The sequence below is a fragment of the Stenotrophomonas sp. STEN033 genome (assembly GCF_056856655.1).
The window spans coordinates 35,536-53,616 of sequence record NZ_JBXFWM010000027.1 but is presented as its reverse complement, the minus strand read 5'-3'; the positions used below and the strand labels follow the sequence as shown (position 1 = coordinate 53,616).

The window sequence follows — 18,081 nt, the reverse complement described above, 5'->3', positions numbered from 1 at the left end:
ATGCTCGGCAGGGGCTCTACAGATGATCTGTCGGGAACGCTCTTGCCGAGCATGGCTCGGCACTACAGGTGATCTATCGGCAACGCCTCTGCCGAGCATGGCTCGGCACTACAGGTGATCTATCGGTAACGCCTCTGCCGAGCATGGCTCGGCACTACAGGTGATCTATCGGTAATGCCTCTGCCGAGCATGGCTCGGCATTACAGGTGATCTATCGGTAATGCCTCTGCCGAGCATGGCTCGGCACTACCGGCGATCTATCGGCAAGGCCCTTGCCGAGCATGGCTCGGCATTACAGGGCACGCAGCAGCAGCGCCACGATTGCCGGTACGGCCTGGACGTAGAAGATCCGCGGGCTGACGCTGTACGCGCCATAGGCACCGGCCACCACCACGCAGACCAGCGCGAACGTCACCAGCACCGGCTGCGCCAGTACCACCCCGGCGATGATGCCTGCCGCAAGAAAACCGTTGTACAGCCCCTGGTTCGCCGCCAGCACGCGCGTGGCCTGCGCTTTCTCCGGCGTATTGCGAAAGGTCTTCAAACCCTGTGGCTTGGTCCACAGGAACATCTCCAGCACCAGAAAGTACACATGCAACACTGCCACCAGCAGTGTCACCGCCATCGCACTTGCGCCCAATACGCTCATTGTCATCTCATCCTCGCAGCACAGCGGCAACCCGCCGTGGGGTAATCACTCAGCGATCCTGCGGCAGCTTCTTCTCTTCGCGCAAGACGCCCAGTGCCGACAGCGTCATCAGCACCGCAACCGCCGCGCCGCCGACGAACACCGCCTGTGACCCGAGCAGGGACAGGCCCTTGTGCACCCAGGCGAAGGTCAGGTCGCCACCGCGGTACACCACCGTGTCGATCGCCGCACCGGCCTTGTAACGCCACTGCCTGTCCACCCGCGTGTAGATCGTCTCGCGCGCCGGCTTGCCCAGCGAGAACTCGCTGGCACGCGTCAGCACCTGGATCACCGCCACCATCACCGGCAAGGGCGAGGCCGCCGCTATCGAGAAGCCGATGATGATCGCAATGCCCGGTATCAGCAGCGCCGGTGCCACGCCATAGCGCGACAGCAACCAGCGCGTCAGGCCCAACTGGATGATCAGGGTCAGTGCGTTCACCGCCAGGTCGATGCGCGAATAGAACGCCGTGCTCGCCGCGGGGTCGGTGATCAGCCGCCGCACGATGGCCGCCTGCTCGTTGTACAGCATGGTGCCCACGCCCACGCCGAACAGCACCATCAAGGCCAGCCAGCGCAGCAGCGGCTCGCGCGCAATGAGCTTCAAGCCATCGAACACGCTGCCGCCCATCGGCTGCTCGCCGTCGACCAGTTGCTGCTCGCGCTCGCGCTGCACCGCCCACGGCCGCAGCCGCCAGATGCAGAACAGGCAGATCGACAGGAAGCCGGCCGAGACCAGCATCAGGTTGGCGATGCCGACCCGCTGCACCAGCGAGCTGGTGATGATCGGCCCGAGGAAGGCACCCACCGTGCCGGCCGCGCCGATGTAACCGTAGAAGGCTCGCGCCTGCGCGTTGGAGAACACGTCGGCCATGAAGCTCCAGAACACCGCCACCGCGAACAGGTTGAATACGGTCGTCCAGAAGAAGAACGCCGCACCCCGCCCCGGCACGCCCGCATTGAACATCCCGTAGAACACGAACAGGGTGACGATGAAGAAGCCATAGACCAGCGGCAGGAACACCCGCCGCGGATAGCGGCTGACCAGCCAGCCGTACAGCGGCTGCAGCACCAGCATGATCACGAACACGCAGGAGAACAGGAACTGCAGGGTGAAATCCTTCAGCGGCATGCCATGGCCAGCAAACCAGGCAATCAGTGCCGGCGGGAACAGCGCCTCCATGTCCGCCGACGCCGCCATCGCCTCGCGCACCGGGCGCAGTACGTAGTAGCCGCTGAGCAGGCAGAAGAAGTACAGGAACGACCACCACAGCGGCGGCGAGCCGCGCAGGGCCTGCAGCAGCCGCGACACTGGTCCGGAGTTGCTGGCAGCAGTCATGCAGCACCCCGGAGCGACGGGCAGCAGGAAGACAGCGGCATTTGGAACTCCGGGGGGGCGACAAAGCGCGTACGGTATCTAATGCACTGCAACATCGCCAGTGCGGCAAGGCTTACTCGGACACAACGTGCCGTTCTATCCTGAGTGACCTGGGAGGGGGAACGCTGTGAAGGAATTCGACTACATCATTGTCGGCGCAGGTTCGGCCGGCTGCGTGCTGGCCAACCGGCTCAGCGCCGACCCGCAGCGGCGGGTGCTGCTGATCGAAGCCGGGCCGCGCGACTGGCACCCCTTCATCCACATGCCGGCCGGCATCGCCCGGCTGGTCAACAACCGCCGCCTCAACTGGAGCTACGACACCGAGCCGGAACCGGCACTGGGCAACCGCCGCCTGTGGTGGCCGCGCGGCAAGGTAGTGGGCGGCTCCAGTTCGATCAACGCCATGTGCTACGTGCGCGGCGTGGCCGGTGACTACGACCGCTGGGCGCAGGCCGGTGCCAGCGGCTGGCACTGGGACAACGTGCTGCCCTGGTTCCGCCACAGCGAGGGCAACGCACGTGGCGCCGATGCCCTGCACGGTGCCGACGGCCCGCTGCAGGTCGCCGACCTGCGCCACGTCAATCCGCTGAGCGAAGCCTTCATCGCCGCCGGCCAGCAAGCCGGCCATATCCACAACACGGACTTCAACGGTCCCCGCCACGAAGGCGTCGGCCTGTACCAGGTCACCCAGAAGAACGGCGCGCGGTGCTCCTCAGCGGTCGCCTACCTGGCGCCAGTGCGCGCGCGCAGCAACCTGCAGGTACTCACCGGCGCGCTGGTGGAACGGCTGCAGATCGACGCAGGGCGCGTTACCGGCGTGCAGCTGCGCGTGGGCGGGCAGCGCCAGCAACTGCATGCCGCCGCCGAGGTGCTGCTCAGCGCCGGTGCGATCAATTCACCGCAACTGCTGATGCTGTCCGGCATCGGCCCGGCCGCCACGCTGCGCGCGCACGGCATCGGTGTGCAGCTGGACCAGCCTGGCGTCGGCGCCAACCTGCAGGACCATTTGGATATCTGCACCCTGTACCGCAGCGTGCCCGGCGTCAGCTACGACCGCGCCAGCGAAGTGATGATCGGCCTGAATTACTTCCTGCGCGGCCACCGCGGCGCCGGCAGCAGCAATGTCGCCGAGGCCGGTGGCTTCGTGCGCTCGCGCTTCGCTGCGGACGAGCGCGCCGACATCCAGTTCCACTTCGTGCCGGCAATGCTGGATAACCACGGCCGCAACCGCCTGCCCGGCGATGGCTACACCCTGCACGCCTGCTACCTGCACCCCCGCAGCCGCGGCCACATCACCCTGGCCAGCGCCGACCCGGCCGCGCCGGCGCGCATCCACGCCAACTACCTGAGCGATACCGAAGGCTTCGATCTGAAGATGATGGTCGAGGCGGCGCGGCTGAGCCGCGACATCCTGCAGCAGCCGGCGTTCGCGCCGTGGCGGAAATCACCGCTGTTCCCTGCCGACGAGCACCTGGACGATGCCGGTCTGGAAGCCTTCATCCGCGCCAAGGCCGAGACCATCTACCACCCGGTCGGCACCTGCCGCATGGGCAGCGATGACGCCGCCGTGGTCGACCCACAGCTGCGCGTGCGCGGCATCGATGGCTTACGGGTAATCGATGCCTCGGTGATGCCAAGCCTGGTCAGCGGCAACACCAATGCGCCGACCATCATGATCGCCGAGCGCGCGGCGGGGCTGTTGCTGGAATGACACTTGGTGCCGCGGTCGGAAAAGTTGCGGGGTTTGGATTTCAGGCCTTGCCTCTGCAGGCAAAGACAAGAACAAAAGCCAACCTGATTGGCAGCAAGGTTCGGCAGCCGCACTGATGTTGCCCGGGTCAGCACAGCGCACCCGGGAGCAGGGATCAGCAACCGCTCCAACTGTCTGCCAACAGCCCCGGGTGCGCTGCGCTTACCCGGGCTACGCGCTTGTCAGACCACCTGCAGCATTGCCGGCAGTGGGCAATGCAAGGTGGCGCAGATGGTCCGCAGCAGTTCGGCCTCGGCGACGTTGACCCGCTGGTTGTGGCTTACCGTTGCAGTCACTGCTTCTACAAGCAGCTGCTTGGCCAGAGGATCCATCGAGTCCAACGGTGCCCAGACCGCATCCAGCGCCAATACGCCGTTTGCCGGTGGCGCATATGGCAGATGATCCTGCGGCAGGATCCGCTGCAGGCCGGCCAGGTAGGCGCGCCGGGCGGCGGCCTCGTCGCCGGGGTTGCCGGCGCGCGCCACCACCGACAACAAGATCGCGAACTCGCGCTGCACGCCAATGGCCTTGCGGCGACCAAAATGCAGGTGTCGCGACGGATCCAGGGCTGCCTGCACCTGTACCAGCAACAAACGCGACAGGCAGTATTCGAACAACGAGATCCGGCCGTCTGCATGGGTCAGCGCATCAATGCAACGCATGAAGGCCGCCAATTGCGGGCGCGGCAAGCTGCGCAGCGTCGGGAACGCCAACGCTGCCAATGGCAGCCGCAGTGCCGCGTGCAGGTCACGCAAGGGACCCGCCGCAATGGCCGACACGCGGTCGGCCATCGGTTCCCCCAGCTGTGCGCATACCGCCTCGCGCTGTCGCGCGGCCACCGAGGCCTCGTTGTCCAGCAGCATCGCCAACAGCAAGGGCTGCGCCGCGTCACGATCAGCGGCCAAGGCGCGCAGCGGCATCGGCAGACTGCCGGCCAACCGTATCGCCTGCTGGTAATCGTCGTCGGCCGGGGTCGCGACTTGTGCCGCGACCAACGCTGGATCGACTCGCAGGTGCTGCGCTGTACCTGGCAGTGACGGCAGCAGCGCGTCCACGCTGGGCGCGTCGCGCCCGGCCAGTCCCAGCACCCGATCTTCGGCCAGCCCATCAGGCGGCGCACTGAACCAGCCACCACGCAGCTTCTGCAACTGCTCGGCACGGAAGGAAGGCTCCAGCCGCTGGATGCGCTCGATCAGCGGCGGATGGGTGGCAAACCAACTGGACAGCCGCAAGCCTTCGCCAAACAGCATGTGGCTGACCTCCTCCGCACCGGCGCGATCAGCCAGATGTGAGCCATCATCCAACCCGCCGATCTTCTTCAAGGCACCTGCCAGGCCCTGCGTCTGGCGGGTGAACTGTACCGCCGAGGCGTCTGCGAGGATTTCGCGCTGGCGCGATACCGCCGCCTTGATCAGGCGCCCGAAGAACACGCCGATGCTGCCGATGGCTATGCCGGCCAGTCCAATCAGCAGCAACACAAACACCGGCCCGGTACTGCGGCCAAAACGCGCCCGTGTGCCGCCCCCCATATGCAGCAATACACGCTTGCCGATCACGCTGAGCATCAGGATGCCGAACAGCACACCCATCAGGCGGATGTTCAAGCGCATGTCACCATTGAGGATGTGGCTGAATTCGTGCGCGATGACACCTTGCAGCTCGTCACGATTGAGCCGCTGCAAGGTGCCGCGGGTCACCGCGATGGTCGCATCGGCGGGCGAGTAACCGGCGGCAAAGGCGTTGATGCCTGCCTCCTGCTCCAGCACATACAGCCGCGGCATCGGTACGCCGGAGGCGATGGCGATCTCCTCCACCACGTTGCGCAGACGCCGCAACGCCGGATCTTGGGCATCTGCCGGCACCTCGGTACCGCCCATCTGCACGGCCACCGCCTCACCGCCGTCACTCAGCGAGCGGATCCGGTACAACGAGGCCAGGCCGATCACCGCCAGCGTCAGCACACTGCCCCACAGCACACCGCGAACGCTGCCGGTGCTCAACCACACCAGCATATCCACCATCAGCACGATGGCCAGCACCGCCAGCGCAAACAGCAGCACCAGCCGCCCGGAATTGCGCCGCGCCTGGGCCTGGTGTTCAAAGAAATTCATCCCGCGCCCCTGTTACGCCCGCGTCGGGTTCAGAACTGCACCTTGGGCGCTTCGCGCACCTGTTCGCGCTTCTCCAGCGGGATGTCCAACAGCGCCGCGGTGGAGAAATTGAACATGTCGGCGAAGATATTGGCCGGGAAGGTTTCACGGCGATTGTTGTAGCCCATCACCGCGTCGTTATAGGCCTGGCGCGCGAATGCCACCTTGTTCTCGGTACTGGAGAGCTCTTCGCTGAGCTGCATCATGTTCTGGTTGGCCTTCAGTTCCGGGTAGGCCTCAGCCACTGCCATCAGCCGGCCAAGGACACCGTTCAACTGCCCCTGCGACGCCGCCAGCTGCGCCATGGCCGCCGCATCGCCGGGATTGGCCTTGGCTGCGGCCAAACCTGACTGCGCAGCGCTGCGCGCCGCGATCACTGCTTCCAGCGTCTGCCGCTCGTGGCTCATATAGGCCTTGGCGGTCTCCACCAGGTTGGGAATCAGGTCAAAACGCCGCTGCAGCTGGACATCGATCTGCGCAAATGCGTTCTTGTAGGCGTTACGCGCCCGCACCAGCCCGTTGTAGATGCCCACGCCCATCGCCACAACTGCGACAACCACCACAAGAAAGATCAGCAATATCAACGTGATGCCCATTCATTCTCTCCCCGTTTGTGCATTGATGAAAAGCGGCGCTAGAATCGCCGACAGCAGTAGCTTACAGGCACCGATCACGATGAAAGACAAGAGCACGCGCCGGCACATTCGTCCGGTGGCATCGGGATTGCTGGGGGTGTTGATGCCCTTCGCATTGTCGTCTACCGCGCAGACTCCCACCCACACCACCCTGCCCGGCAGCACGCCAGCAGCCGTGGCGCTGCCGGTGAATCTGGAGAACGCGCCCACCCAGTCGCCGACGCAACCGATGCCTTACCGCGTCGCACTGCGACCGGACCAGGTACAACCGTTGCCGGCCGACTTCAATGTCGCCGCCATCGAATCACTGGCCGAACAACTCACCTACGGCAACCGGGTTCCCGGCATGGCCATGGCCATCGTCCAGAACGGGCGCGTGCTGTCGGCGCGCGGTTACGGCGTCACCGATATCAGCAACCCGCAGGAAGTGGACGCGCATACCGTGTTCCGCCTGGCGTCGTTGTCCAAGGCCTTCGCCGGCACCATGGCCGGGCTGCTGGTCAACGACGGCACCCTGCGCTGGGACAGCAAGGTCACCGATTACGTGCCGGGCTTCCGCCTGTCCACGCCTGAGGCAACCGACAAACTGACCGTGGCCGATGTCCTCAGCCAACGCGTCGGCCTGACCAGCAATGCCTATGACCGCGATGTCGAGGCCAACGCCGACTACTACACGCTGACCCAGAAGCTGGCTACCGCACCGCTCAAGTGCGCGCCAGGCGAATGCTATTCCTACCAGAACGTCGCCTTCAGCCTGGTCGGCGACGTGGTGTTCGCGGCCTCGGGCAGCTTCTATGAGCAGGCCGTTGAAAAGCGCATCCTCAAGCCGCTCGGCATGAACGATGCCAGCCTCGGCCTGGCCGGCATCCAGGCCAGTTCGCGCTGGGCACGTCCGCACGTGCGCAGCCGCAACGGCTGGGTATCACTGACGCCCAAGCCAACCTACTACCGTGTCGCGCCGGCCGCTGGCGTCAACGCCAGTGCCAGCGACATGGCGCAGTGGCTGCTGGCCCATACCGGTCATCGTCCGGATGTATTGCCGGCACCGTTGCTGGCGACGCTGCATGCGCCGCTGGTCAATACTCCCGGCGAAATGCGTTCGGGCTGGCGCCACCAGCGGCTGGACTCGGCCGGTTATGCGCTGGGTTGGCGCGTGTTCGATTACTCCGGCCACCAGGTGGTCTTCCACGCCGGTGCGGTGCAGGGCTATCGCGGCCTGGTCGCGCTGCTGCCGGAACGCGACCTGGGCATCGCCATCATGTGGAACGGCGAGAGCAGCCTGCCCAGCGGCATGATGCCGACCATCCTCGATCGCGCCATCGGCCTGCCGACGCAGCGCTGGCTGGATGTGGACACCGACTTCGGCAGCGACAACCTGATGGCCGAGGATACGGCTCCCGCACGCGGCGGCAAGAAGGGCGCCTCGTCCGATCGTGCGGTGGCGTCGCCGCACTGAGCTGCATGGCGGTTTCCAGCACTACCCGAAAGGCGGCCGATGGCCGCCTTTTTCCTTGCCCGCCAGCACCGTCTTTGGCGGGACCCAGGGCCCGGCAGATCGGATGCATCGTCAGTTTCGCGGCTAACGCCGCTCCTGCAAAAAGCCGGTCCCGCCTGTAGTGCCGAGCCATGCTCGGCAGAGGCACTACCAGCAAATCAAATACACCCCTCCCAACCCTCCCCTTGCCAGCGGCAAAGGGAGGGCCTGGTTCCTCGGCATCGGTCGAGGTCTCAACCAAGCTCGCCGCTCCGGTAGTGCCGAGCCATGCTCGGCAGGAGCTTCACCAGCAAATCAAATACACCCCTCCCAACCCTCCCCTTGCCTGCGGCAAAGGGAGGGCTCGGTTCCTCGGCATCGGTCGAGGTCTCGACCAAGCTCGCCGCTCCGGTAGTGCCGAGCCATGCTCGGCAAAGGCTTTACCAGCAAACCGAAAGCCACAGCGCCCCTCGTGCAGGGGCGGCGTAAGCCGCGAAGTCGGCAACCTCGGGATGACACGGACAGCAGGATCGCGGCGAACCGCCACAGCTGAAGTCAGATATCCCATCGACGCACAGGCATTGCCCGGACAGATACATCGTCAGCTGCGCGGCTTGCGCCACTCCCACAAACCAGACCTCACTCCTGCACTGTGGATATGGCTGCGCGGCTGGGACAGCGCTCAATACCCGGCTGCTGCCGAGCATGGCTCGGCACTACCGAAGCGGTCGGCCTGCCCGGTACGAGCCAGTTCGGTCCGCGCATAAAAAAACTCCCTCCCCGCTGGGCAGTCGGGGAAGGAGTTTCAGGTGTTGCTAGTGGAGCTGGATCAGATCAGCGGCGCCGGGGTAGCCGGCAGCGCAACCGGAGCGGCCTTCTTCTTGCGAGCGGCCGGCTTCTTCTTCGCAGCTACCTTCTTGGCGGCCGGCTTCTTGGCGGCGACCTTCTTGGCGGTCTTCTTTACGACCTTCTTGGCAGCTGCCTTCTTGGCAACCTTCTTGACGGTCTTCTTGGCAGCTGCCTTCTTGGCAACCTTCTTCACGGCCTTCTTGGCAGTTGCCTTCTTGGCAACCTTCTTCACGGCCTTCTTGGCAGTTGCCTTCTTGGCAACCTTCTTTGCGGCCTTCTTGACGGTCTTCTTGGCAGCTGCCTTCTTCACGGTCTTCTTGGCGGCTGCCTTCTTGACGGTCTTCTTGGCGGCTGCCTTCTTCACGGTCTTCTTGGCAACAGCCTTCTTGGCGACCTTCTTCACTGCCTTCTTGGCGGTTGCCTTCTTGGCAACCTTCTTCACGGCAGCCTTCTTGGCGACTTTCTTTACCGCCTTCTTGGCGGCCGGCTTTTTAGCTGCTTTCTTCGTAGCCATGGTTTGTTCCTCGTCAGTGATCTATGGAATTGAAATGCCCAGTTGAAGCAAATCCGCGGTGTTCGGCGGAGGACCGACGACGCGTCTAGCGCATCGTGACGGATACAGAAACACCCGCTACGGTTCCCGCTGCGGGTGCCAGATAGAAATCAGGGGGGTGTTTCGCGGAAGGAAGCGACTCCTGCTCCACCATCAAGAGAATCCTGGCGGACGTCCAAGTTGTGCTTCGCGTCTGAATGTTGATCCGGCTCACTCGCTTCCGCAGGAAAGGTCTGCTGGGCGAAACCTAATCACGGTTTTTTTTACTGTCAACCATCTTTCCAAAATATTTTTCGGAAGCCTTCAGCCTTCCGCAGCCGTGCCCGCCCCGGCGCGCCCCGCGATTGCATGGCCACAACACCGTTGCCGCGGCCTCCAGAAAAAACACAAAGTAAAAAAACATCGGTAAAAGCGCACTATTCGTTTGAGCAACGAAGACGCGCCGCCATCTCGCCGCTACTCCAACAGCGTCGCAAAGCATGCGACCGATGCCTGCTACCCATCGCTTCCGACGACCAAAAAAAAGTTTGCCCAAGGCGAGGTTTGGCATCCGCAGTGGATGATTTTGCGCAAACTTTTTGAACCGTTTCGCGATCGGCAAGGACGCGCACCGGTGTCGGTTCGCACCTTCAAGCACGCATCGCGGCAAGCGCGCGTCGGCCCTCATCACCACCGATCATCACCTGATGCTGACATCGCCGCAAAAAAAACGGCCGCTGACAGCGGCCGTTTTTCGGAGAGCGGCAGGACTCAGTGGTCCTCGTTCTCCAACATCTCGGCATAGTCGTCCGGGCCGAGCAGGTCGTTCAACTGATCCGGATCGGACAGCTCGACGACGTACAGCCAACCCTCGCCGTAGGCATCTTCGTTGATGGTTTCCGGCTTGTCGGTCACCGCTTCGTTGATTTCGACAACGGTGCCGGACACCGGGCTGTAGACGTCGGAAGCGGCCTTCACCGACTCGACCACCGCAGCGCCAACGCCAGCCTGCACGCTGTCACCGACAGCCGGCAGTTCGACGTAGACCAGGTCACCCAGCAAACCCTGGGCATGATCGGAAATACCGACGGTAACGCGGTTGCTGCCTTCGACACGGGCCCATTCGTGGGACTTGAGGAACTTGAGGTCGCCAGGGATCTCGCTCATGGAACTACTCCGGAAAAACGGTGGTCGGGATGAAGCGCTAGTTTAACGAACCGGAAGCGAGGTCGCTTCCGGCCCGGTCCTACAGGTCAAAGATTGATGCCGGCCTGTGCCTGGCCGTCACGCACGAACGGGAACTTCACGATACGCACCGGCACTTCCTTGCCACGGATGTCCACGCGCACGTCACCCGGCGCACCCGCCGGCACGCGCGCGAAGGCGATGGCCTTGCCCAGCGTCGGCGAGAAGGTGCCGGACAGGATCTCGCCTTCGCCATTGGCGGTGAGCACCTTCTGGCCGTGACGCAGCACGCCCTTCTCGTCCATCACCAGTCCGATCATCTGCCGCGCGTTGCCGGCGGCCTTCTGCGCTTCCAGCACGGCGCGACCGGTGAAGGCACGCGGCGTGCCATCGGCCAGGTCATCCAGTGCCACGGTCCAGGCCAGCGCCGCCTCGTACGGAGTGATGGCTTCGTCCATGTCCTGGCCGTAAAGATTCATGCCGGCTTCCAGGCGCAGCGTGTCACGTGCGCCCAGGCCAGCCGGCTTCACGCCAGCGGCCAGCAGCGCGTTCCAGAACGCGACGACCGCGCTCTGCGGCAGCAGCACTTCGTAACCGTCTTCGCCGGTGTAACCGGTGCGTGCGACGAACAGTTCAACGCCGTCGATGGAGTTGACAGTCAATGCGGCGAAGCGGCCGAGCTTGTCCAGCGCGGCACGATCCGACTCCGCTACCAGGCCGGCGACCAGGGCACGCGCCTGCGGCCCCTGCACGGCAACGATGGCCAGGTCTTCGCGCTCGACCACCTCGACGCCGAAGGCTTCGGCATGCTGGCGGATCCAGGCCAGGTCCTTCTCGCGGGTGGAGGCGTTGACCACCATGCGGAACATGTCCTCGGCCAGGAAGTAGACGATCAGGTCGTCGATGACACCCCCCTGCGCATTGAGCATGCACGAGTACAGGGCCTTGCCGCTGACCTTTACCTTGTCGATGGAGTTGGCCAGCAGCTGGCGCAGGAACTCGCGGGTGCGCGCACCCTTCAGGTCGACCACCGTCATGTGGCTGACGTCGAACATGCCGGCGGCCGTGCGGACCAGGTTGTGCTCGTCGATCTGCGAGCCGTAGTGAATCGGCATGTCCCAACCGCCGAAGTCGACCATCTTGGCGCCGAGTGAGCGGTGGGTTTCGTTGAGCAGGGTTTTCAGGGTCATGGCCGTTCCACACTAAGGGGACCGCCATTATCCCAGATGGTTACGTGTAAAACCTGCGGCACCGCCACAACGGCAGTGCCGCGGCAGTATTCAGACCGCCTGCACCTTGAGGGTCATGCCGTCGACCGCGACCACGCGCACCGTGCTGCCCTGGGGCAGGTCCGGACCGGCCACCACCCAGAACGCATCGTCGACCTTGGCCCGGCCGACACCGGCACTGATGGCCTGCTCCAGCGTCACTACCCGCCCGATCAACTGCTCGGCGCGGCGGTTGAGCAGCGGCTGGTCGCTGGGCCGCGCACGCTGCCGGAACCAGGTGCGGTAGACCTGGATGGAGACAAAACTCAGCACCACGAACAGGATGACCTGCAGCAGCAGGCTCATGCCATCGAACGCCCAGACGGTGAGGAAGACTGCGGCCGCCGCTATCCCCATCCACAACATGAAGGCACCCGGCGCCAATGCCTCGGCGGCAAACAAGGCCACCGCCAGTGCCGCCCATAGCACCACCTCCCAGCGCATGGCTCAGCGCCCCAACGGCGGCGGGTTGCCGCGTGCAGGCTGTTTGGCGTCGGCTTGCTTGGCGAATGCCTCCTTGGCCAGTTCCGAAATGCCGGCAATGGAACTGATCACCCCGGTAGCCTCCATCGGCATCAGCACCAGCTTCTGGTTGGGGGAATTGGCCAGTTCACTGAAGGCCTCCACATACTTCTGCGCGATGAAGTAATTGATCGCCTGCACACTGCCGTTGGCGATCGCATCGGACACCATCGCGGTCGCCTTGGCCTCGGCTTCGGCAAGACGCTCGCGTGCCTCGGCGTCGCGGAACGCGGCCTCCTTGCGGCCTTCCGCTTCCAGCACCGCCGACTGTTTCTGGCCTTCGGCGCGCAGGATCTCCGATTGGCGGATACCCTCGGCTTCAAGCACCGCAGCACGCTTGTTCTGCTCGGCCATCTTCTGCTGCTGCATCGACTGCACCAGGTTGGCCGGTGGCTGGATGTCCTTGATCTCGATGCGGGTGACCTTGACGCCCCACGGATTGGTGGCGTGGTCGACCACGTTGAGCAGCTTGGCGTTGATGGTCTCGCGCTGGCTCAGCGATTCGTCCAGGTCCATCGAGCCGATCACGGTACGGATATTGGTCTGCACCAGGGCAATCATCGCCACTTCCAGGTTGGCCACTTCATAGGCCGCCTTGGCCGCATCCAGCACCTGGAAGAACACCACGCCATCCACCCGCACCACCGCATTGTCCTTGGTGATGACATCCTGGCTGGGCACGTCCAGCACCTGTTCCATCATGTTCACCTTGCGGCCGACGCCATAGACCACCGGAAACAGGAAATGCAGGCCCGGGCTCATCGTGTGCGTGTACTTGCCGAACCGTTCCACCGTCCATTCATAGCCCTGCGGCACCATCCGCACCGTCTTGAACAGCACGATGATGCCGGCCACCGTGACCACCAACGCCAACACCGCTGCTCCGCCGCTCATTCGACCACTCCTTGTGCTGATTGATGGGCCGAGTATAGCCACAGCCCGGGCAACTGCCTGAGCGGGCTTACAGGCGTACCCGCCCGCGCAGGATATCGACGAACATCATCCAGTCACCGGTAAATGAATAGAGCGGATGGCGAAAGGTTGCAGGTCGGTTCTTCTCGAAGAAAAAGTGCCCTACCCAGGCGAATCCATAGCCACACAACAAGGCGAACCCGAGCCAGCGCAGCTGACCGGTCCACAGCAGCATCGCCACGCACAGCAGCACGCCGCAGCTGCCGATGAAATGCAGGCGGCGACTGGTGCGGTTGCTGTGTTCGCTCAGGTAGAACGGGTAGAACGCACGGAAGCTGCTGAATCCTGACATGGCCGGCACCCGGGACTGGATGCCGCCAGCATAGGCGCTTCAGTTGCTGCGTGGGGCGAACATGATCACCGCCATGCCGAGCAGGCAGAGGCCACCGCCGAGCAGGTCCCAGCGGGTGGGCTTGACCGAGTCCACCAGCCACAACCACAGCAGCGCCACGCAGACATAGACGCCGCCGTAAGCGGCATAGACCCGCCCGCTGGCCGCCGGATGCAGGGTCAGCAGCCAGGCGAACAGGGCCAGGCTGGCGGCAGCTGGCAGCAGCAACCACGGGCTGCCCTGCTGCCGCAGCCAGACCCACGGCAGATAGCAGCCGACGATCTCCGCCAACGCGGTGAGCAGGAACAGCGCGAAGGTCTTCATTGCGCGGAATCCTTCTCCTGCTGCTTCACCTGCTGCCACAAGGCCTCCTGCTGTTGCAGGTCCAGCTGTGGCATCGCGGTTCCGCGAGCGGCCGCCAGCGCCTCCATGGCACGGAAACGGCGTTCGAACTTGTGGTTGGCATGGCGCAGGGCGGTGCCGCTATCGACCTTGGCGTGGCGGGCAAGATTGGCGCAGACAAACAACACGTCACCCAGTTCCTCCTGCAGCCGGACCTGGTTGTCGGCGCCGGCGGCAGCAAGCTCGAACTCGGCCTGCAGTTCGTCGATTTCCTCACGCAGCTTGTCCAGTACCGGCACCGCATCGGGCCAATCGAAGCCGGTGCGGGCAGCACGCGACTGCAGCTTGGTGGCACGCAGCCACTCCGGCAGTCCACGCGAAATGCCGGCCAATGCCGAATCATCCTGCTCGCCCTTGGCGGCGCGCTCGCTGCGCTTGATCTGGTCCCAGTTGGCCAGCACTTCGTCGGCGTCGCTGACCTCGGCATTGCCGAAGATATGCGGGTGGCGGCGGATCATCTTGTTGCTGATCGAGGCCACCACATCGCCGAAATCGAAGGCGCCCTGCTCGCTGGCCATCTGTGCATGGAACACTACCTGCAGCAGCAGATCGCCGAGCTCGTCCTTCAGATCCGGCAGGTCATTGCGGTCGATGGCATCGGCAACCTCATAAGCCTCCTCGACGGTGTACGGCGCGATGCTGGCGAAGTCCTGCTCCAGGTCCCAGGGGCATCCGCCCTGGGGATCGCGCAGGCGCGCCATGATCTGCAACAGGGTCTGGATATTGGTCAATTCGGACATTCGCACATCACCTTTGTTACGAATACGCCGGCAGTCGCCGGCGTTTGAAGTTCACTGCAGGCAGCCAGTGGCTGGGCGTCAAAGCCCGGCCACCCACGCCTGCCACGGCAACGAGGCATCACCCAAGGCAACGAAGTCGCCATTGAGCAGACGCGGGCGTTGGTTGTAGGCAAACGGCACGCCGTCATCGGCCGCCAACACGACACCACCCGCCGCCTCCAGCACGCACTGACCGGCGGCGGTATCCCATTCACTGGTTGGCCCAAGGCGCGGGTACACATCCAGCGTCCCTTCGGCGATGCGGCAGAACTTCAGCGACGAGCCCTGCGCGACCAGCTCGATTTCACCCATCCGTGCCAACAAGCCAGCGGTGCGCGCACTGGCGTGTGAGCGGCTGGCAGCGACCCGCAACGGCGATGCCGGTGGCACCCGGGTAGTAATCGCGTCCTGCTGCTGACCGCTGCGGCGCCAGGCCTGGCCACCGCGCTGTGCATGCCAGATGACCTCGGTCACCGGTGCCTGTACGACACCAAACACCGACACGCCATCTTCGATCAATGCAATGTTGACGCTGAATTCGCCATTGCGCTTGATGAATTCACGGGTGCCGTCCAGCGGGTCCACCAGCCAATAGCGCTGCCACTGCCGACGCGTCTCCCAGGGCAACTGGGCCGATTCCTCGGACAGTACCGGAATGTCCGGGGTCAGCTGCGCCAGACCGGCAACAATCAGCCGGTGCGCGGCCAGATCGGCCGTGGTGACCGGGCTGTCATCGGCCTTCTGTTCGACGTCGAAACCGTTGGCATAGACCTGCATGATCGCCGCGCCTGCGCGCTGGGCGATGTCCAACACGCCTTCGCGCAGGACGTCATCAACTACTGCGTTCATGCTCCACCTCGCAGCCACTCACGGGCAATGAACAGGGCTGCCAGCGAGCGCCCCTCGGAAAAATCCTCGCGCAGCATCAGCTGGTCCAGCTCGGCCAGCTTCCACGGCACCACTTCCAACTCTTCCGGCTCGTCACCAGGCAAGCGCTGCGGATACAGGTCGCGCGCCACTACCAGCGTGGATTGGTGACTCATATAAGTAGGTGCGAGAGTCAGGCTGCGCAGCGCATCCAGCCTGCGCGCGCCATAACCGGCCTCCTCCTTCAGCTCACGGTCGGCGGCTTCGATCGGTGTCTCGCCTTCGTCGATGCGGCCCTTGACCAGACCCAGCTCGTAACGATGCAGGCCGGCTGCGTATTCACGCACCAGCAATACGGTCTCGTCATCGAGCATGGGCACCACCACGACCGCACCGTGTCCGCCACTCACCAGGCGCTGGAAATGCCGGCGCTCGCCGTTGGAAAACTCCAGGTCCAGCTGCTGCTGGCGGAAGGGACCGATGTGTTCTTCGACCACGTTGTGGATCAGTGGCAGACGGCGACTCATGCGCCACTCCGGGCAAAACGACGGTAGACCGATAGAATGCGCATTGGCAGATACGTTTTCATGACGTTGAAATGCTAGCAGACCCAGCCGCTCCCCATGCGGCACCGCCTTTTCGAGAACACCCATGCGCCTTACCCGTAGCCCGATTGAACTGCCGCTTGCCGTCGGCCAGACCCTGTCCCTGCCGGAGGATGTGGCCAACCATCTGGTCCGGGTGATGCGCCTGCGCGAGGGCGAAAGCTGCATCCTGTTCAACGGCGATGGCCATGACTATGCCGCCACCCTCAGCGCGATCAGCAAGCGCGAGGTACAGGTGCACATCGACAGTGCCCAGGCCGTCGACAACGAATCGCCACTGGCCATCACCTTGCTGCAGGGCATTGCGCGTGGCGAGAAGATGGACCTGATCCTGCAGAAGGCCACCGAACTGGGGGTCAGCCGTATCATCCCGGTCAATGCCGAGCGCACCGAAGTAAAACTGGACGCAGCACGCGCCGAAAAGCGCATCGTGCATTGGCGCAACGTGGTGGGTTCGGCCTGTGGCCAATCGGGGCGCGCGCGGATTCCGTCCATTGCCAGCCCGCAGGCGCTGGCCGCGGCGGTGGCAGCATTGCCCGGGCAGACCCTGCGACTGACCCTGGACCCGCTGGGCGAGCATCGCCTGGCCTCGCTGCCGGCAGCACCGGCCAACGGCGTGGTGATCGCGATCGGGCCGGAAGGTGGCTGGTCACCGCGTGACCGTCAGCAACTGAGCGAGGCAGGCTTCCAGGGCCTGCAGCTGGGTCCGCGCATCCTGCGCACGGAGACCGCCGGCCTGGCGGCAATCGCGGCCCTGCAGGCGCGGCTGGGCGACCTGTAGCGCCGAGCCGTGCCCAGCGTGAGCATTGCCGACAAACCCGCTGTCGGTGTTTGTGGGAGCGGCGTAAGTCGCGAAGCCAACACCGATAAGATCACCAACCGGCCTGCAATCTGTTGGAGTGCGAGCTTCGCGGCTTACGCCGCTCACGCAATGTTGTGGTTTGCCGGGAAAGCTTCTGCCGAGCATGGCTCGGCACTACAGGTAATGCCTGGCCCGCCTATAGAGCCGAGCCATGCTCGGCTGGGGCGTTACAGCTGTACCCACCCGGTACATGAGCGGCGTAAGCCGCGAGGCCGACGCCGCTGGAATCACCAACCGGTCTGCAATCTGTTGGAGTGCGAGCTTCGCGGCTTACGCCGCTCCTACAAATGCCGAAGATCGCTGGGAAGGCCGCTGCCGAGCATGGCTCGGCACTACCTTTCGGTCAGGCTACGGCTTCTGCCAGGGCCAGGATCACGGCGCTTTCCACTGCGTCCAGATCTGGCAGCAGTGCGCTTTGTTCACCGAGCAGGACGCGCATGTGCACGCCTACCGGCAGGCTTTCTTCCGATGCGTCAGCCAGCAGGCCATCGCGGGGTACCGCGATCAGCTGCGGGAAGGATTGGGTCAACAGGGCGAAGTACGGCAGGTCCGGGTTGCCACCCAGGGCCTTGAGCACCACCACCTTGTTGTTGCCGCCGACCATTTCGTTGCCATGCCCACTGAGCCCGGCATAGGACAGCAACGGCACGCTCCAGCCGTGCCATGCGATCTGCCCGACCAGCCATGCCGGGGCATTGGCGATCGGCTCGACCGCCACGCGCGACATCATTTCCGCCACCGTTGCGTTGGGCAGCAATACGCGTTCGGTACCGGCCTGTATCAGTACCCCACGGACTTCATCGTTGTTTGCGTAGCTCATCGTCAGTTCCTG

Annotated in this window: 19 protein-coding genes; 4 read left to right on the top strand and 15 right to left on the bottom strand. The window is 64.3% G+C overall.

The annotated features are described in order from the left end of the window. Positions 1 to 292: 292 nt before the first annotated feature. Together AC1VXC_RS11125 and AC1VXC_RS11120 are read right to left on the bottom strand one after the other, a co-directional pair. Entirely contained in the window at positions 293 to 649 is a 357-nt protein-coding gene (locus AC1VXC_RS11125) for a DUF1304 domain-containing protein (RefSeq protein ID WP_481526982.1), read from the bottom strand. Between the two features lie 49 nt (positions 650 to 698). Then, a complete protein-coding gene (locus tag AC1VXC_RS11120; protein ID WP_481538634.1) occupies positions 699 to 2,027 on the bottom strand; it encodes an NTP/NDP exchange transporter in 1,329 nt (442 codons plus the stop codon). A gap of 166 nt (positions 2,028 to 2,193) precedes the next feature. On the opposite strand from AC1VXC_RS11120, the gene AC1VXC_RS11115 reads away from it, so the two are divergent. Beyond that, positions 2,194 to 3,777 carry a GMC family oxidoreductase gene (locus AC1VXC_RS11115; RefSeq protein ID WP_481538633.1) on the top strand — a complete coding sequence of 528 codons (1,584 nt, stop codon included), beginning with the start codon at positions 2,194 to 2,196 and terminating at the stop codon, positions 3,775 to 3,777. Between the two features lie 221 nt (positions 3,778 to 3,998). Here AC1VXC_RS11115 and AC1VXC_RS11110 read toward each other — a convergent pair whose 3' ends face one another. Both AC1VXC_RS11110 and AC1VXC_RS11105 read right to left on the bottom strand, forming a co-directional pair. After that, a complete protein-coding gene (locus AC1VXC_RS11110; RefSeq protein WP_313172903.1) occupies positions 3,999 to 5,927 on the bottom strand; it encodes a M48 family metallopeptidase in 1,929 nt (642 codons plus the stop codon). Between the two features lie 29 nt (positions 5,928 to 5,956). Continuing rightward, positions 5,957 to 6,562, bottom strand: a complete 606-nt coding sequence (locus tag AC1VXC_RS11105; protein ID WP_481538632.1) for a LemA family protein — start codon at positions 6,560 to 6,562, stop codon at positions 5,957 to 5,959. A gap of 79 nt (positions 6,563 to 6,641) precedes the next feature. Here AC1VXC_RS11105 and AC1VXC_RS11100 point away from each other — a divergent pair, with 79 nt between their 5' ends. After that, positions 6,642 to 8,057: a serine hydrolase domain-containing protein gene (locus tag AC1VXC_RS11100; protein ID WP_313172902.1), complete on the top strand. Its 1,416-nt coding sequence runs from the start codon at positions 6,642 to 6,644 to the stop codon at positions 8,055 to 8,057. 847 nt (positions 8,058 to 8,904) lie between these two features. Here the strand turns inward: AC1VXC_RS11100 and AC1VXC_RS11095 are convergent. Then, positions 8,905 to 9,438, bottom strand: coding sequence for a hypothetical protein (locus AC1VXC_RS11095; RefSeq protein ID WP_313172901.1), 534 nt, complete (start codon positions 9,436 to 9,438; stop codon positions 8,905 to 8,907). 463 nt (positions 9,439 to 9,901) lie between these two features. On the opposite strand from AC1VXC_RS11095, the gene AC1VXC_RS11090 reads away from it, so the two are divergent. Continuing rightward, positions 9,902 to 10,261 (top strand): hypothetical protein, encoded by a 360-nt coding sequence (locus AC1VXC_RS11090; RefSeq protein ID WP_481538631.1) that lies wholly within the window; start codon positions 9,902 to 9,904, stop codon positions 10,259 to 10,261. Here the strand turns inward: AC1VXC_RS11090 and gcvH are convergent. The 9 genes from gcvH to nudE form a co-directional block, all read right to left on the bottom strand. Continuing rightward, positions 10,228 to 10,623, bottom strand: a complete 396-nt coding sequence (gene gcvH / locus AC1VXC_RS11085; RefSeq protein ID WP_313172899.1) for a glycine cleavage system protein GcvH — start codon at positions 10,621 to 10,623, stop codon at positions 10,228 to 10,230. The genes AC1VXC_RS11090 and gcvH overlap by 34 nt on opposite strands. 86 nt (positions 10,624 to 10,709) lie before the next feature. Further along, positions 10,710 to 11,831 carry a glycine cleavage system aminomethyltransferase GcvT gene (gene gcvT, locus AC1VXC_RS11080; protein WP_313172898.1) on the bottom strand — a complete coding sequence of 374 codons (1,122 nt, stop codon included), beginning with the start codon at positions 11,829 to 11,831 and terminating at the stop codon, positions 10,710 to 10,712. A 90-nt stretch (positions 11,832 to 11,921) separates the two neighbouring features. Next, positions 11,922 to 12,353, bottom strand: a complete 432-nt coding sequence (locus AC1VXC_RS11075) for an NfeD family protein (RefSeq protein ID WP_313172897.1) — start codon at positions 12,351 to 12,353, stop codon at positions 11,922 to 11,924. Positions 12,354 to 12,356: 3 nt separating this feature from the next. Next, on the bottom strand, positions 12,357 to 13,325 hold the full coding sequence (locus AC1VXC_RS11070) for an SPFH domain-containing protein (protein ID WP_481526975.1): 969 nt from the start codon (positions 13,323 to 13,325) through the stop codon (positions 12,357 to 12,359). A gap of 67 nt (positions 13,326 to 13,392) precedes the next feature. Beyond that, positions 13,393 to 13,695 carry an Mpo1-like protein gene (locus AC1VXC_RS11065; RefSeq protein WP_481538630.1) on the bottom strand — a complete coding sequence of 101 codons (303 nt, stop codon included), beginning with the start codon at positions 13,693 to 13,695 and terminating at the stop codon, positions 13,393 to 13,395. Positions 13,696 to 13,734: 39 nt separating this feature from the next. Continuing rightward, entirely contained in the window at positions 13,735 to 14,058 is a 324-nt protein-coding gene (locus tag AC1VXC_RS11060) for a YnfA family protein (protein ID WP_313172894.1), read from the bottom strand. Continuing rightward, entirely contained in the window at positions 14,055 to 14,876 is an 822-nt protein-coding gene (gene mazG, locus AC1VXC_RS11055) for a nucleoside triphosphate pyrophosphohydrolase (protein WP_481538629.1), read from the bottom strand. Before mazG ends, AC1VXC_RS11060 begins: the two co-directional genes overlap by 4 nt. A gap of 78 nt (positions 14,877 to 14,954) precedes the next feature. Further along, positions 14,955 to 15,764 carry a 3'(2'),5'-bisphosphate nucleotidase CysQ gene (gene cysQ, locus AC1VXC_RS11050; RefSeq protein WP_313172892.1) on the bottom strand — a complete coding sequence of 270 codons (810 nt, stop codon included), beginning with the start codon at positions 15,762 to 15,764 and terminating at the stop codon, positions 14,955 to 14,957. After that, on the bottom strand, positions 15,761 to 16,309 hold the full coding sequence (gene nudE, locus AC1VXC_RS11045) for an ADP compounds hydrolase NudE (protein ID WP_481538628.1): 549 nt from the start codon (positions 16,307 to 16,309) through the stop codon (positions 15,761 to 15,763). Before nudE ends, cysQ begins: the two co-directional genes overlap by 4 nt. Before the next feature lie 124 nt (positions 16,310 to 16,433). On the opposite strand from nudE, the gene AC1VXC_RS11040 reads away from it, so the two are divergent. Further along, on the top strand, positions 16,434 to 17,168 hold the full coding sequence (locus tag AC1VXC_RS11040; RefSeq protein WP_481538627.1) for a 16S rRNA (uracil(1498)-N(3))-methyltransferase: 735 nt from the start codon (positions 16,434 to 16,436) through the stop codon (positions 17,166 to 17,168). Between the two features lie 424 nt (positions 17,169 to 17,592). On the opposite strand, the gene AC1VXC_RS11035 is transcribed toward AC1VXC_RS11040, so the two are convergent. Then, the gene (locus tag AC1VXC_RS11035; RefSeq protein ID WP_313172889.1) at positions 17,593 to 18,069 is read right to left on the bottom strand and encodes a chemotaxis protein CheW; all 477 of its coding nucleotides are present in this window, start codon (positions 18,067 to 18,069) and stop codon (positions 17,593 to 17,595) included. Positions 18,070 to 18,081: the final 12 nt, after the last annotated feature.